Origin of the sequence: Pseudomonas sp. SJZ103 (assembly GCF_007828335.1) — a bacterium.
GTDB lineage: Bacteria > Pseudomonadota > Gammaproteobacteria > Pseudomonadales > Pseudomonadaceae > Aquipseudomonas.
Genome location: NZ_VIUN01000018.1, coordinates 34850 through 47812, shown reverse-complemented (window position 1 = coordinate 47812; position 12963 = coordinate 34850). Strand labels below are relative to the sequence as shown.

At 62.8% G+C, this 12963-nt stretch carries 12 protein-coding genes and 1 pseudogene; 7 read left to right on the top strand and 6 right to left on the bottom strand.

What is annotated here, in order from left to right:
• The first annotated feature begins 4 nt into the window (after positions 1 to 4).
• From FBY10_RS27715 to tal, 5 genes are all read left to right on the top strand, one after another.
• On the top strand, positions 5 to 1516 hold the full coding sequence (locus FBY10_RS27715) for a sugar ABC transporter ATP-binding protein (protein WP_145338445.1): 1512 nt from the start codon (positions 5 to 7) through the stop codon (positions 1514 to 1516).
• A 163-nt stretch (positions 1517 to 1679) separates the two neighbouring features.
• Positions 1680 to 2444: an SDR family oxidoreductase gene (locus FBY10_RS27710; protein WP_145338444.1), complete on the top strand. Its 765-nt coding sequence runs from the start codon at positions 1680 to 1682 to the stop codon at positions 2442 to 2444.
• 11 nt (positions 2445 to 2455) lie between these two features.
• Positions 2456 to 3256, top strand: coding sequence for an SDR family oxidoreductase (locus tag FBY10_RS27705; RefSeq protein WP_145338443.1), 801 nt, complete (start codon positions 2456 to 2458; stop codon positions 3254 to 3256).
• A 45-nt stretch (positions 3257 to 3301) separates the two neighbouring features.
• On the top strand, positions 3302 to 4255 hold the full coding sequence (locus FBY10_RS27700; RefSeq protein WP_145338442.1) for a sugar-binding transcriptional regulator: 954 nt from the start codon (positions 3302 to 3304) through the stop codon (positions 4253 to 4255).
• Positions 4256 to 4277: 22 nt separating this feature from the next.
• The gene (gene tal / locus FBY10_RS27695; protein WP_145338441.1) at positions 4278 to 5201 is read left to right on the top strand and encodes a transaldolase; all 924 of its coding nucleotides are present in this window, start codon (positions 4278 to 4280) and stop codon (positions 5199 to 5201) included.
• 39 nt (positions 5202 to 5240) lie between these two features.
• On the opposite strand, the gene FBY10_RS27690 is transcribed toward tal, so the two are convergent.
• Positions 5241 to 6425, bottom strand: coding sequence for a sugar transporter (locus tag FBY10_RS27690; RefSeq protein ID WP_131699878.1), 1185 nt, complete (start codon positions 6423 to 6425; stop codon positions 5241 to 5243).
• Between the two features lie 265 nt (positions 6426 to 6690).
• Positions 6691 to 7689, bottom strand: coding sequence for a bile acid:sodium symporter family protein (locus FBY10_RS27685; protein WP_145338440.1), 999 nt, complete (start codon positions 7687 to 7689; stop codon positions 6691 to 6693).
• An 85-nt stretch (positions 7690 to 7774) separates the two neighbouring features.
• On the opposite strand from FBY10_RS27685, the gene FBY10_RS27680 reads away from it, so the two are divergent.
• Entirely contained in the window at positions 7775 to 8563 is a 789-nt protein-coding gene (locus tag FBY10_RS27680) for a helix-turn-helix domain-containing protein (protein ID WP_145338439.1), read from the top strand.
• Between the two features lie 255 nt (positions 8564 to 8818).
• On the opposite strand, the pseudogene FBY10_RS27670 reads toward FBY10_RS27680, so the two are convergent.
• Positions 8819 to 9100, bottom strand: a pseudogene (locus tag FBY10_RS27670) (sulfonate ABC transporter substrate-binding protein); the annotation flags it as partial.
• A 128-nt stretch (positions 9101 to 9228) separates the two neighbouring features.
• Between FBY10_RS27670 and FBY10_RS27665 the strand changes: the two are divergent.
• Entirely contained in the window at positions 9229 to 9660 is a 432-nt protein-coding gene (locus tag FBY10_RS27665) for a hypothetical protein (protein WP_145338438.1), read from the top strand.
• 9 nt (positions 9661 to 9669) lie between these two features.
• Here the strand turns inward: FBY10_RS27665 and FBY10_RS27660 are convergent, their stop codons facing one another.
• From FBY10_RS27660 to FBY10_RS27650, 3 genes are all read right to left on the bottom strand, one after another.
• Positions 9670 to 10614: a class I SAM-dependent methyltransferase gene (locus tag FBY10_RS27660; protein ID WP_145338437.1), complete on the bottom strand. Its 945-nt coding sequence runs from the start codon at positions 10612 to 10614 to the stop codon at positions 9670 to 9672.
• 11 nt (positions 10615 to 10625) lie between these two features.
• The gene (locus FBY10_RS27655) at positions 10626 to 11999 is read right to left on the bottom strand and encodes an iron-containing redox enzyme family protein (protein WP_145338436.1); all 1374 of its coding nucleotides are present in this window, start codon (positions 11997 to 11999) and stop codon (positions 10626 to 10628) included.
• Positions 12000 to 12148: 149 nt separating this feature from the next.
• Positions 12149 to 12898: a glucose 1-dehydrogenase gene (locus FBY10_RS27650; protein ID WP_131699873.1), complete on the bottom strand. Its 750-nt coding sequence runs from the start codon at positions 12896 to 12898 to the stop codon at positions 12149 to 12151.
• Between the last annotated feature and the right edge of the window lie 65 nt (positions 12899 to 12963).

The window sequence follows — 12963 nt, the reverse complement described above, 5'->3', positions numbered from 1 at the left end:
CGTCATGCAAGCAGCAGCCGTGGACACCGCTCGATCCGACGCGGTGCTGTGCCTGCGCAACATCAGCAAGGCCTACGGGCCGGTGCAGGTGTTGTCGCAGGTCAACGTGGACATTCGCCCCGGCGAGGTATTGGCCCTGCTCGGTGAGAACGGCGCGGGCAAGTCGACCTTGTCGTCGATCATCGCCGGGCTGGTGCAACCCGAAGCCGGGGGCAGCATGACCTGGCTCGGCGCGCCCTACGCGCCGGCTTCACCGGGGGCCGCGCTGGGTGCCGGGATCGGCCTGATCCACCAGGAAATCCGCCTGCTGCCGCAACTGTCGATCGCCGAGAACATCTTCGTCGGCCGCCTGCCCATGCGTCGTGGACGGGTGGACCGCGAGTACATGGAGGCCCAGGCGCAGATCCAACTCGAACGCCTGGGCCTCAAGGTGCCCGCCTCGCGCAAGGTCGAAGGCCTGAGCGTGGCGGCCCAGCAACTGGTGGAAATCGCCAAGGCGCTGACGCTGAAGGCCAGCCTGTTGATCCTCGATGAACCCACCGCCGCATTGGGTGGCGAGGAAACCGAGCTGCTGTTCAAGCAGGTGGAACGGCTCAAGGCCGAGGGCGTGTCGTTTATCTATATCAGCCACCGCCTGGAAGAAATCGCACGCATCGCCGACCGCGTGCTGGTGCTGCGCGACGGCCGGCAGATCGCTTTGCACGCCACGGCCCAAGTGCCGGTGCGTGAGTTGGTGGAGCAGATGGTCGGGCGCAGCCTGGAGCGGATATTCCCTGCGTTGCAGGCGCCGCAGGACCAAGTGATGTTGCAGGTCAAGGATTTGAGCTGCCGTGAGTTTGCCTTGCACGGCATCGACTTCAGCGTGCGTGCCGGCGAGGTATTCGGCATTGCCGGGGTGGTCGGCGCCGGGCGAACCGAACTGGTGCGTACCATTGCCGGCGCGGCCCAGAACATCCAGGGGCATATGCTGCTGGATGGTGAGATCCGTCAGTTGCGCTCGCCCTTCGAGGCGATCCAGGCCGGCGTGGTGCTGGTGCCCGAAGACCGCAAGCAGCAAGGCGTGGTGGTGGAGCATCGCATCGAAGACAACCTGATTTATGGCAACACTGATTTGCTGGATAAACACGGTTGGGTGTTCCCTGCCCCACTGCGCGAATTCGCGCGCACGGCGGCGGCGCGACTGGGGGTGAAAGGTGCGCCGCAGTCGCGGATTTCCAGCTTGTCCGGCGGTAACCAGCAGAAGGTGATCATTGCCAAATGGCTGGCGCGCAACCCCAAGGTGTTCATCCTCGATGAGCCGACACGCGGCATCGACGTGGGTGCACGGGCGGCGATTTATGAAGTGATCTCGGATCTGGCAGCCAAGGGCATGGCGGTGATTGTGGTCAGTTCCGACCTGGATGAAGTGCTGGGGTTGTCCCATCGGGTGATGGTGATGAGCCGGGGACGGCAGATGGGGATTCTGGAGCGCGGCGAAGCCACCCCGGTGTCGGTGATGGAGATGGCCACCGCATAACCAAAGACCTGCAAAGATCCAACTGTGGGAGGGGCGGTGCGACGATTCGACTTGCCCCCGATGAGGGAGTGTCAGTAGATGCATCTGTCACTGAACCACCGCTATCGGGAGCAAGCCCCCTCCCACAAGGGGTCTACTGTGATTTCAAAAATTGGAGTTATTCATGCAACTTTTTAGTCTTCAGGGCCAAGTGGCCTTTGTCACCGGCGCCGGCAGCGGCATTGGCCAAGCTATCGCCGTCGGGCTAGCCGAAGCCGGCGCGGATGTAGCCTGCTTTGATCTTCCGGGCAGCCCCGGCATTGCCAGCACGGTAGAGCGCATCCAGGCCCAGGGCCGTCGCGCCTTGGCCTTGAGCGGTACCGTCACCGAGCGCGCCGCCCTGGATGCAGCGGTCGCGCGCACCGAGCACGAACTCGGCCCACTCAGCGTCGCCGTCAACTGCGCCGGCATCGCCAATGCCCAGGCCGCCGAAGACCTGGAGCTGCAACGCTGGCAAACCACCCTGGACATCAACCTCACCGGCATCTTCCTCAGTTGCCAGGCCCAGGCGGCGGTGATGTTGCCGCGTGGCAAAGGCGCCATCGTCAATATCGCCTCCATGTCCGGCAGCATCGTCAACCGCGGCCTGTTACAGGCGCACTACAACACCTCCAAGGCCGGGGTGATCCACCTGAGCAAAAGCCTGGCGATGGAATGGGCCGACAAGGGCCTGCGGGTCAATTGCATCAGCCCCGGCTACACCGCCACGCCGATGAATTCACGCCCGGAAGTCGCCGACCAGGTGAAGATCTTCGAACAGACCACGCCCATGGGCCGTATGGCCAGCGTGGAAGAAATGGTCGGCCCGGCGATTTTCCTGGTCAGCCAGGCTTCGTCTTTCTGCACCGGTGTCGACCTGTTGGTCGATGGTGGTTTTGTCTGCTGGTAAGGAGTTTTGTCATGTCGCAACGTTTCAGCGGTAAAACCATCGTGATCACCGGCGCCTGCCGTGGCATTGGTGCCGGCATTGCCGAGCGCTTCGCCCAGGAAGGCGCCAACCTGGTGCTGGCCTCCAACGACCTGGAACGCGTGACGTTCACCGCCGACCAATTGGCCCGGGAATACAACGTCGACGCCCTGGCCCTGGGGATCGACGTGACAAGCGAAGCCGACATTGAAAAGCTCTACCGCGAAGGCCACGCGCGCTTCGGCAGTATCGACGTATCGGTACAGAACGCCGGCATCATCACCATCGACCACTACGACAAGATGCCCCGCGCCGACTTCGACAAGGTGCTGCAGGTCAACACCACCGGCGTGTGGCTGGGTTGCCGGGAAGCGGCCAAGTACATGGTCAAGCAAGGCTGCGGGCGCTTGATCAACACCTCGTCCGGCCAGGGCCGCCAGGGGTTTATCTACACCCCGCACTACGCCGCCAGCAAAATGGGCGTGATCGGCATCACCCAGAGCCTGGCGCTGGAACTGGCGCGGCATAACATCACCGTCAACGCGTTCTGCCCCGGCATCATCGAAAGCGAGATGTGGGACTACAACGACCGCGTGTGGGGCGAGATCCTCAGCACCAACGAAAAACGCTACGGCAAGGGTGAATTGATGGCCGAATGGGTCAAGAACATCCCCCTGCGCCGGGCCGGCAAGCCCTCGGATGTCGCCGGTCTGGTGGCCTTCCTGGCCTCGGATGACGCGGCCTACCTGACCGGCCAGGCGATCAATATCGACGGCGGCCTGATCATGTCGTAAGGGTTTGGTATCCTCACGGCCATTGTGTCAACAACCGAGGCTTTCATGAGCCAGATCGAAGAACAGCGCCTGATCACCAAGATCGCGAGCCTCTATTACGAAGAAGGGCTCAAGCAGTCCGAGATTTCCGCCCAGCTGGACCTGTCCCAATCCTTTATCAGCCGCGCCCTGCGCCGGGCGCTGCAGGAAGGCGTGGTGAAGATCAGCGTGATGCGCCTGCAAGGCCTGCACCTGGAGCTGGAAACCCAATTGCAACGCCGCTACGACGTGCGCCAGGTGATCGTGGTGGAAGCCACCGAGCCCGGCAACGATGAAAGCATCAAGCAAGCCATCGGCTCGGCGGCTGCGCATTACCTGGAGACCAGCCTGTCGCCCCAGGACCATATCGGTATTTCGTCGTGGAGCAGCACCATTCGCGCCATGGTCGGCCACTTGCATGCCCAGCCGGGCAAACAAGGCGCCCAGGAAGTGGTACAACTGTTGGGCGGCGTCGGCAACAAAGGCGCGTTTGAAGCTACCCTGCTCACTCAACGCCTGGCCACCCTGCTCAACTGCCCGGCGTTTTTGCTGCCGTCGCAAAGCATCGAGCAATCGGTGGAAAGCAAGCAACGCATCGTGCAGATGGAAGAGGTCAAGGAGGTGCTGCAACGCTTTGACAGCATCACCCTGGCGATCGTCGGCATCGGCGACCTGGAACCCTCGCAACTGCTGCGCAACAGCGGCAACTACTACACCGAGGACATGCTGCGCCTGCTGGCCGAGCGCGGTGCCGTCGGCGATATCTGCCTGCGTTACTTCGATGCCCAGGGCAAGCCGGTGCTGGAAGAAGATGAAGAATTCGTGGTCTCGGTGGCGCTGCCCAAGTTGCGCAGTATCCACCGCGTGCTCGGCCTGGCCGGCGGGCTGAACAAGGTCCAGGCCATTCGTGGCGCGCTCAAGGGCGGCTACCTGGATATCCTGATCACCGACCTGGACACCGCACAGGCCCTCAACCAATAACCTTTTTTGGAGAATGCCGCTCATGACGTCCAAGCTCGAACAACTCAAGCAATTCACCACCGTGGTCTGCGACACCGGCGACCTCGAGGCCATCAGCCGCCTGCGGCCGGTGGACGCCACCACCAACCCGTCGCTGCTGCTCAAGGCCGCCGCCATCCCGGAATACGCCGAGCTGCTGCGCAATGCCGTCAACATAGCCAAAGGCGACGTCGGCCTGGCCTGCGACCACTTCGCGGTATCAGTCGGTGCCGGCATTTTGAAGGTGATTCCCGGGCGTATTTCCACCGAAGTCGACGCGCGCCTGTCCTTCGATGAAGACGCGCTGTGGGCCAAGGCCAACCAACTGATCGCCCTGTACGACCAGGCCGGTATCAGCCGCGACCGCGTGCTGATCAAACTGGCCTCCACCTGGGAAGGCATACGCACTGCCGAGCGCCTGGAAAAAGCCGGCATCCAGACCAACCTCACCCTGCTGTTCTCCTTCGCGCAAGCCCAGGCCTGCGCCGATGCCGGGGTGTTCCTGATCTCGCCATTCGTGGGCCGCATCTACGACTGGTACCGCAAGAACACCGGCCTGGACTACACCGGTTCTGATGACCCAGGCGTGCAATCGGTGACGCGCATCTACAACTACTACAAGGCCAACCAGATCAACACCGTGGTCATGGGCGCAAGCTTCCGCACCCTCAGCCAGATCGAACAGCTGGCGGGTTGCGATCGCCTGACCATCAGCCCTGAGCTGCTGCAGAAGCTCGACGAAGACCAGGGCAAGCTGGCGCGCAAATTGGTCCCGGTGACCGAAGGCGAAGCGCGTCAACCAATGAACGAAGCGCAGTTCCGCTGGGCCTCGAATGAAGATGCGATGGCCACCGAGAAACTCGCGGAAGGGATTCGGCAGTTTGCTCGGGATCAGGAGAAGTTGGAGGCGGTGTTGGCAGCGCTGTAACGCGGGTACCGTGCAGGAGCGAGCTTGCTCGCTCCCGCATCAGCTTTTCGCGACACCCGTCCCAAACTTCCGAATCGCCAGGCAATACCCCACCAACGCCAGCGCCGCCAGCAACCCGCCCGCCGCGCCGACCCAGGCGAAGCCAAACTGGCTGCCGACCCAGCTGCCCATCAGGGCGCCGCCGCCGATGCCGATGTTGTAGATGCCGGAGAACATCGCCATGGCCACGTCGGTGGCGTCCGGGGCCAGCACCAGCACCTTGGACTGCATGGCGAGGCCAAAGCCCATGATCGCCATGCCCCAGAACACGCTGAGGATCACCAGGTACGACTCGGCGCCGCTCAACGGCAGCATCAGCGCCAGGCACGCAGCCAGGATAAACACCGCGCCGACCACGAACAGGTGGGGATTGAAGCGGTGCACCAGGCTGAACAGCAGCGAGCCGATGATGCCCGCGCCGCCGAACACCAGCAGGATCAGGGTCACCGCGCTGCCGCTCATGCCGGCCACGCCTTCGACGAAGGGTTCGATGTAGCTGTAGGCAGTGAATTGCGCGGTCACGGTCATGGCGGTGAGCACGTACAGCGCCACCAGCGCCGGACGCTTGAACAGCAATGGCAGGCTGCGCAGGGAGCCGGAGTTCTGGCTCGGCAGCAGGGGCAAGGTGCGCGCCAGCCAGAACACCAGCGCGGCGGCGAACGCGCCGATCACCAGGAACGTGGTGCGCCAGCCCATGGCTTCGCCGAGCAGACGGCCCAAGGGGATGCCCAGCACCATCGCCAGGGACGTGCCGGTGGCGAGCAGGCCGAGGGCTTGCACCTGCTTGCCTTCCGGCGCCAGGCGTACCGCCAGGGAGGCGGTGATCGACCAGAACAGCGCATGGGACAAGGCAATACCGACGCGACTGACCATCAACAGGCCGAAACTGGTGGCCACGCTGGAGAGAATATGGCTGGCGATAAACATGCAGAACAGCACGATCAGCAACTTGCGCCGCTCGACGTTACGCGTCAGCAGCATCACCGGCAGCGAGGTCAGGGACACGATCCAGGCATAGATGGTGAGCATCAGGCCGACGCTGGACACGGGCATGTCGAAGCTGGCGCCAATGGCGCTGAGCAGGCCGACGGGGACGAATTCGGTGGTGTTGAACACAAAGGCGGCCAACGCCAGGGCGATGACCGGTTGCCAGTTGGCTTGGGGGGTTGCGGCTGAATGGCTCATTGAAGGGCGAGGTACTCTGGCGATGATCAAGCGGCCACCCAGGACAAGCGCCGCCGCCTGGCATTCTATAGGTTTCTCGGTCGCCTGTTGACGCTCATCCCCCTCAAAATACCCTCAGTTTTGTCACGGTAGGGTCACAGTCGCCAAGTGGTTCCCTGCCAGAATCGGCTGGCCAGCGCCATCCACCCGCACATAGCGCTGCTCCGGGCCACTGCGCGCATTTGTCGCACAACCTGGCTCGACGATGCTGCCCCTGGGTGATAGATCACGGATCCACCTGCCCCATCAGCGCCGGAATGCTTTCCGGCCGGTTGGCATAACGCTGCGCCAAGGCCGCACAGACCATCAACTGGATCTGGTGAAAGAGCATCAACGGCAAAATCAGCACGCCCATGCTCGCCCCGGCGAACAGCACCTGGGCCATTGGCACCCCGGTGGCCAGGCTTTTCTTCGAGCCGCAGAACAGGATGGTGATGCGGTCTTCCTGGTTAAAGCCAAAGGCCTTGCCCAACAGCGTGGATGCCACCAGCACCAACGCCAGCAACACGCAGCAGGCCACCACCAGACCGCCCAGTTCCCACAGCGGGATCTGGTGCCAGATGCCCTCATTGACCGCTTCGCTGAATGCGCCGTACACCACCAGCAGGATCGAGCCCTGGTCGACGAACTTCAGCCAGGCTTTATTGCGCCCCACCCACGCGCCGATCCAGCGGCGGGCAATCTGCCCGGCGATAAACGGCAGCAGCAACTGCACGCTGATTTTCAGGATCGCATCGACGGTAGAGCTGCCTTCGCCGTGCACATTGAGCAACAGCGTCACCAGCAACGGTGTGAGGAAGATGCCGAACAGGCTGGAGGCCGCCGCGCTGCAAATCGCCGCCGGGATGTTGCCCCGCGCCAGCGAAGTGAAGGCAATCGCCGACTGCACCGTGGCCGGCAAGGCGCAGAGGTATAGCATGCCCATGTACAGGTCTTTGCCGATCAGCGGCGACAACACCGGTTTGAGCGCCAGGCCCAACAGCGGGAACAGCACAAAGGTCAGGCTGAACACCAGCAGGTGCAGGCGCCAGTGACCAGCGCCGGCGACGATGGCCTGGCGCGACAGCTTGGCGCCGTGCAGGAAAAACAGCAGCGCGATGGCCAGGTTGGTGACCCAGCCGAAGGCCACGGCGGTCTGGCCACTGGCGGGCAGCAGGGAAGCGAGGATCACCGTGGCGATCAGGGTCAGGGTGAAGTTGTCGGGCAGAAAACGGGGGCGAGTCATAAGCGAATCTTCCGGGGGTTGCCAAGAGCGTCATCGCGACTCTAACGTAACGGCTTGTTACCGACTAACGCCAATGAGCCAGTAAATGCCGCCTAAAGGACATGCCAATACCGTGCGCCGCAGTGTGCCTGGGCTCGCCAGCCTGCCACGGCCGGTGTATGGGCGCACTGAATCGCTGCCCAACCGCGCGCTGACCCGTCGGCACAGCCACCCGTGGGTGCAATTGTCCTACGCGATTTCCGGGGTGCTGGAGATCCAGACCAGCGCCGGCCGCTTCGTCGCTCCCCCCCAGCGGGCGGTGTGGATCCCGGCGGGCATGCCGCATCGGGTGTACAGCTCGCCCCATACGGAGATGCGCAGCCTGTACCTTGATTGCAGCGTCACTGCGTGGGCCGCCGAGCGCTGCCAGGTGCTGGAAGTGAGCAGCCTGCTGCGCGAGTTGATCCGCAGTTTCAGCGAGTTGCCGGTGGAATATGCCGAGGATGGCCCGGATGGGCGCTTGGCCCAGGTGGTGCTGGACCAGTTAGCGGCAGCGCCCCAGGTGGACCTGATGCTGCCCTTGCCGCTGGACCCGCGCCTGCGGCAAATCTACCGCAGCCTGAACCTGCACCCGGAACAGCAGACCACCCTCGGGCACTGGAGCCAGAAGCTGGGGGTCAGCGAGAAGACCCTGAGCCGGTTGTTCTTGCGTGACACGGGCCTGACGTTTCGGGCCTGGCGCCAGCGTTTAAGGCTATTGAGCGCCCTGCCCGCCCTGGAGCAAGGCGAGCGGGTGACGGATGTGGCGTTGAACTGTGGCTATGAGTCCACCTCGGCGTTTATCAACGCGTTTCGGCAGCAGTTCGATGCCACACCGGGTGAGTTCTTCCGCTGACACTTCAAACGCTGAACGCCCGGCAGATAGGGCAACTGTGGCGAGCGGGCTTGTCCCGCGTTGGGCTGCGTAGCAGCCCCAGTAAGGAAGAACGCGGTGTATCAGACACTCGGTGGAGGCTGGTTTTGGGGCTGCTTCGCAGCCCAACGCGGGGCAAGCCCGCTCGCCACAGTTACAGTGTTCCTCCTTAACTGACCGGTATTAGGGCAAGCCCCCTCCCACAATGTTGACCGTATTTCCAATGGGGATCGACGTTCAGCTGCCGTCACCGCCATGGGCCTCTTCAAAGAAGTGGTCCTTCCAGCTCGCCGCCTTGTTTTTCAGTACGCCCAATTCCTGCAATTTATCGGCATAGATAGAGGTACGCTGCGGCACGATGGTGAAGTCGATTTCCGGGTCCTGGACGATTTTTTCCACCAGGTCCAACGGCAGCTTCGACTGCTCTACGCGGATATACGCCTTGGCCACTGCGGTTTTGTCGGCCTTGATGATCTGCTCGGCTTCGGCCAGCGCGGCGTAGAACGCCTGGTAGGTCTGTAGCGGCGGTTTTTTAGACAGCAAAAGAATATCGGGGCCTATTGTTATGCAAATGCCCCCAAAACGACGCGTGGCTGTTATTGTGCCGCGCTTTGAAAAAACAGCCGCACACTGCGAGGACATGCACGTTGAACACTGACGAAAAAATGACCGGGGACCTGTTCGAGGTGGATAAGCGCCTGTCACTCAAACCCGTGGTGGACTTCAACAGCTACCTGCGCAGCGCCTTCGGCGATGGCGCATGCACCTGCATACGTTGCACCGCCAGCGGCGGCGATGAGAGTGGCTACGCGTTCCAGCACACGTTCAGCTTCGACGGCAAACCGAGCCAGCGCCGCTTTGCCTCCACGGCGGGCAGTGATGTGTTGATGGCACTGAAAAAGGCCTGGTTGTCGTACACCAAGGCCGAGCTGCCTTCGAGTGGCGCACTGGCGCTGGAGACGGTGAAGGAGTTTGTCGAGCCGCAATTGCACAAGCGCCTGGCGCCGCTGTTTCTGGCCAGTGGGTTGGTCAAGGATGTGGACGGCGAGTTGCACCTGCAGCCACAAGCCACGGCCTGAACATCACCGTCAGCGCAAACGGGTGACGGTGAGTGCCACCACGGCGATCCGCTCCACACGCTCATAGCCGGGCTTGGCCAGTTCTTCGCCGAACACATCAGGGTCGAGTTCGCGGTAGGTCCAACCAAAGGCATCGCTGCCCAGCAACGGCATGACGGCGGCCAGGAACGGGTCTTCCCCGGCGACAATCGCCACGCCGGTATAGAGCACCAGGCTGCCGCCCAGGGCCAGGCGCCCCAGGGATTCGGCGGCGATGCGCACCGACAGTTGCTCGCCCAGTGCGCCGCCGCCATGCCGATAGGCTCGCTGGCGGTCGTCATTCATATAGGGCGGGTTGGCGACGATCAGGTCGAATGTTCCTTCAACGCTGCCCAGCACATCGCTGTGGTACGCGGTGACGTTCGCCAACCCGGCCAGCTCGGCATTCACGGCCGTCAGGCGCAAGGCGCGTGGGTTGATGTCCACGGCCAGCACCTCGGCGTCAGGCCGCGCACGGGCGACCACCAGCGCGCCCACACCGGCGCCGCAGCCGATGTCGACGGCGCGTTTGATCGGCTCGAAGCGCTGTTGCAAATGGGCTTCGATCAAGTGCGCAAACCGATAGCTGTCAGGCCCGAAAAACACCGCGTCCGCTTGCGTGGTGGGGTACGCCGAGTGGGCAAACAGCAGGTCGTCCAGGCTCGACCAACGCATCGCACTGCGCCACAGCGCATCGTGTTTTTCGACCACATCGGCCTGCTGCAGCTCCTCACGAAACGCATCGGGCAATAGCGCGCGGTCAAACGGCAGCGACCATCCGAATACATCGCGCAGGTCCCTCGCCAGCGACGTCCCCATACGCTGAAAAAACCGTTCATGGGTCAAGGGCGTTGGTGTGATGAACCGGTAGCCATTTTCCTTCAACCCCCGCCCCAGGTTCAGCAGGGCGCGGTCGGCGAGTTGTTGTGCAGACATGGACAAACTCCTCAGCGCAGGCGCGCACCCAGTTGGATAAAACGGCGAGTGGCATACAACCCGGCAGGCATGCAGTGACGTCGCGCCGACAGCCACGGGATCAGCGCATTGAGCTGCTGCTCATCGGGCAGGTTCCACAGCGAATCCACCAGCGCCTGGGTGTCCGGATCGGACGGGCGATGCTGCGCGCGCGCGGAACGGCTGCCGCGTCCGGGCCGTACCGGGGCCACGCGTTGATCGCTGATCCAATCGCCCGCGATCCAGTCGTGCAGCACCTGTTTCTCATAGCCGCTGAACACGCCGAACATCGCCGCACCGGCGCCTTCGATCAATTGCCAGAAGCGACTCTCGGCCGGATCCTGGTTGCGCTTGATCCAGCCCTTGTCTTCCAGGGCCTGGAGAAAGGCGCCGATCTGCCCCTGCCGAGCCAGCCATTGGTTGACAGTCTTGCCTTCGAAGCGGCAGTAATCCGAATGCATGTGCTGGCCGAAAGTGCGCTTGCGCTCAAGCATGCCGACCACTTCGTTATTCAGGTTGAAGTCGTGGATAACGGCGGTGGTTCCTGGGCCGAGGTCATTCAGGCGATACCCCTCGGCCACGCGACGGTAGAAGTCCTCCCTGCCCTCGCCCAATGGCAACAGGTTCAACACCGACTGCGCCGCCTTGCAGGCATGTCCGCTGCTCGCATTGTCGATGGTGACGTGGAGGGTGAAGTAATACGGGTCGATGCCCAGTTCGCTCAACTCATACGCCGTGATCAGCAGGTGCAACGGCAACTGCTCATAGCCGAGGTTGAAGCCGATGATCTCCGGCAGGAAGTCTTCGGCACACAGGCCCAGCGCCAGTTGCAGGGCGCCTTGCAGGTAGTGGTCATCCTCAAGGCCGGCATCGCTGTCGGCATCATGCTCGCTGAGTAATTTGCGGTAGATCACCACATGATTTTGCGCCGCTTCCCCGTCACCCAACTCCTCGAGGTAGGTGGTGAGCAGGCCGTCGAAGCGCGGGTCCTGCCAGTAGCGCAGCAACCCGTTGAGCCACGCACCGTCGACCAGCTTGGTCGGCGCCACGCGCTGCAGGAAATACAACGCATGGGCCTTGTTCTGGAAGTAACGACGCGGCTGGCCCTGCTGGCGTTGCTCAAGGTAATCGGCATAGGCCTGGCCGACGTCGGCGCAGCGCTGTTCGATCCAGGCGGGCAGTTGTTCGGGTATCGGGGGCAGTTCACTGGGTGCGGCGCGCACCTGCGCCAATTGCGTCCGTAGAAATTCCCGCGCAACCTCTTCTGCGCCAGGGGGGTCGCCATACAGGTGTTGGTACAACCGCTGGTACTGACCCGGTTGGGTGATGGAGGCCGGCTGGCCCGACAGCGCTGTAAGAAGCGTCATGATGGCAGTTTCCGCAAAGTCCGATACAACCAGGCCTCCCGACAAGGAGGCCCCGCAAGCGCGCTCAACACCACACGCGTCTAAAAGTGCAGAGCCTGGGGGCATGCGAAAAATTCAATCGGGGTTATGCGGGTGCGGATCAGTGGTCGTCAGTAGCCCACGCCACGTACGCCGCCCGAGGCACGGATCGACTCACCTGTGACCCAATGCGCCGCCTCGGAGGCCAAGAATACGGCCAGCGGTGCAATGTCCTCGGGCTCGCCGAAACGCCCCAGCGGCGTGCCGGCAATCAGCGACTGACCAAATTCGCCAGCGAAGTTGCCTTCGGTGGCAGGCGTATGGGTATGGCCAGGCAGGATCGAATTGACGCGAATACCGCGCGGTCCCAACTCACGGGCCAGGGCAAACGTCAGGGTATCCACCGCCCCCTTGGTGGCCGAATAGACGCTGGAGGCGAGGTACGGGTCGGTGCTGAGGATCGAGCTGATATTGATGATACTGCCGCCCTGCCCCAGCAACTTGACCGCCTCACGTACCGCCAGCAGGTAGCCCAGTACATTGAGGTTGAACTGCTTGTGAAAGGCCTCTTCAGTCAGGTCTTCAATCATCTGGAACACCGCCACGCCCGCGTTGTTGACCAGGATGTCGAGCCTGCCGTATTCGCTGCGCACCGTGTCGAACAGGCGTGTCACATCGGCAGCCTGGCTCATGTCGGCTCGCACGCCGAACGCAGTGCCACCGTGGGCGCGAATATGGGCGACCACCGCATCGGCGTCAGATTTGCTGTTGGCGTAATTGACCACCACCGTCGCCCCTGTTGCTGCCAGGGCCTTGGCGATACCGGCACCAATGCCTTTGGAGGCGCCAGTCACGACTGCGATTTTTCCATTGAGTGTCATAGCTGTTTTCCCAGGTTGAGTGATAGTGCTGACCCCCAGTATTCGGGCAAGGCCTGAAACGGCGG

What these genes read in the sequence shown, in the direction of transcription:
- FBY10_RS27715 (WP_145338445.1), top strand. Translation starts at nt 5, where the DNA reads ATGCAAGCAGCAGCCGTGGACACCGCTCGATCCGACGCGGTGCTGTGC.
- FBY10_RS27710 (WP_145338444.1), top strand. Translation starts at nt 1,680, where the DNA reads ATGCAACTTTTTAGTCTTCAGGGCCAAGTGGCCTTTGTCACCGGCGCC.
- FBY10_RS27705 (WP_145338443.1), top strand. Translation starts at nt 2,456, where the DNA reads ATGTCGCAACGTTTCAGCGGTAAAACCATCGTGATCACCGGCGCCTGC.
- FBY10_RS27700 (WP_145338442.1), top strand. Translation starts at nt 3,302, where the DNA reads ATGAGCCAGATCGAAGAACAGCGCCTGATCACCAAGATCGCGAGCCTC.
- tal (WP_145338441.1), top strand. Translation starts at nt 4,278, where the DNA reads ATGACGTCCAAGCTCGAACAACTCAAGCAATTCACCACCGTGGTCTGC.
- FBY10_RS27690 (WP_131699878.1), bottom strand. Translation starts at nt 6,425, where the DNA reads ATGAGCCATTCAGCCGCAACCCCCCAAGCCAACTGGCAACCGGTCATC.
- FBY10_RS27685 (WP_145338440.1), bottom strand. Translation starts at nt 7,689, where the DNA reads ATGACTCGCCCCCGTTTTCTGCCCGACAACTTCACCCTGACCCTGATC.
- FBY10_RS27680 (WP_145338439.1), top strand. Translation starts at nt 7,775, where the DNA reads ATGCCGCCTAAAGGACATGCCAATACCGTGCGCCGCAGTGTGCCTGGG.
- FBY10_RS27660 (WP_145338437.1), bottom strand. Translation starts at nt 10,614, where the DNA reads ATGTCTGCACAACAACTCGCCGACCGCGCCCTGCTGAACCTGGGGCGG.
- FBY10_RS27655 (WP_145338436.1), bottom strand. Translation starts at nt 11,999, where the DNA reads ATGACGCTTCTTACAGCGCTGTCGGGCCAGCCGGCCTCCATCACCCAA.
- FBY10_RS27650 (WP_131699873.1), bottom strand. Translation starts at nt 12,898, where the DNA reads ATGACACTCAATGGAAAAATCGCAGTCGTGACTGGCGCCTCCAAAGGC.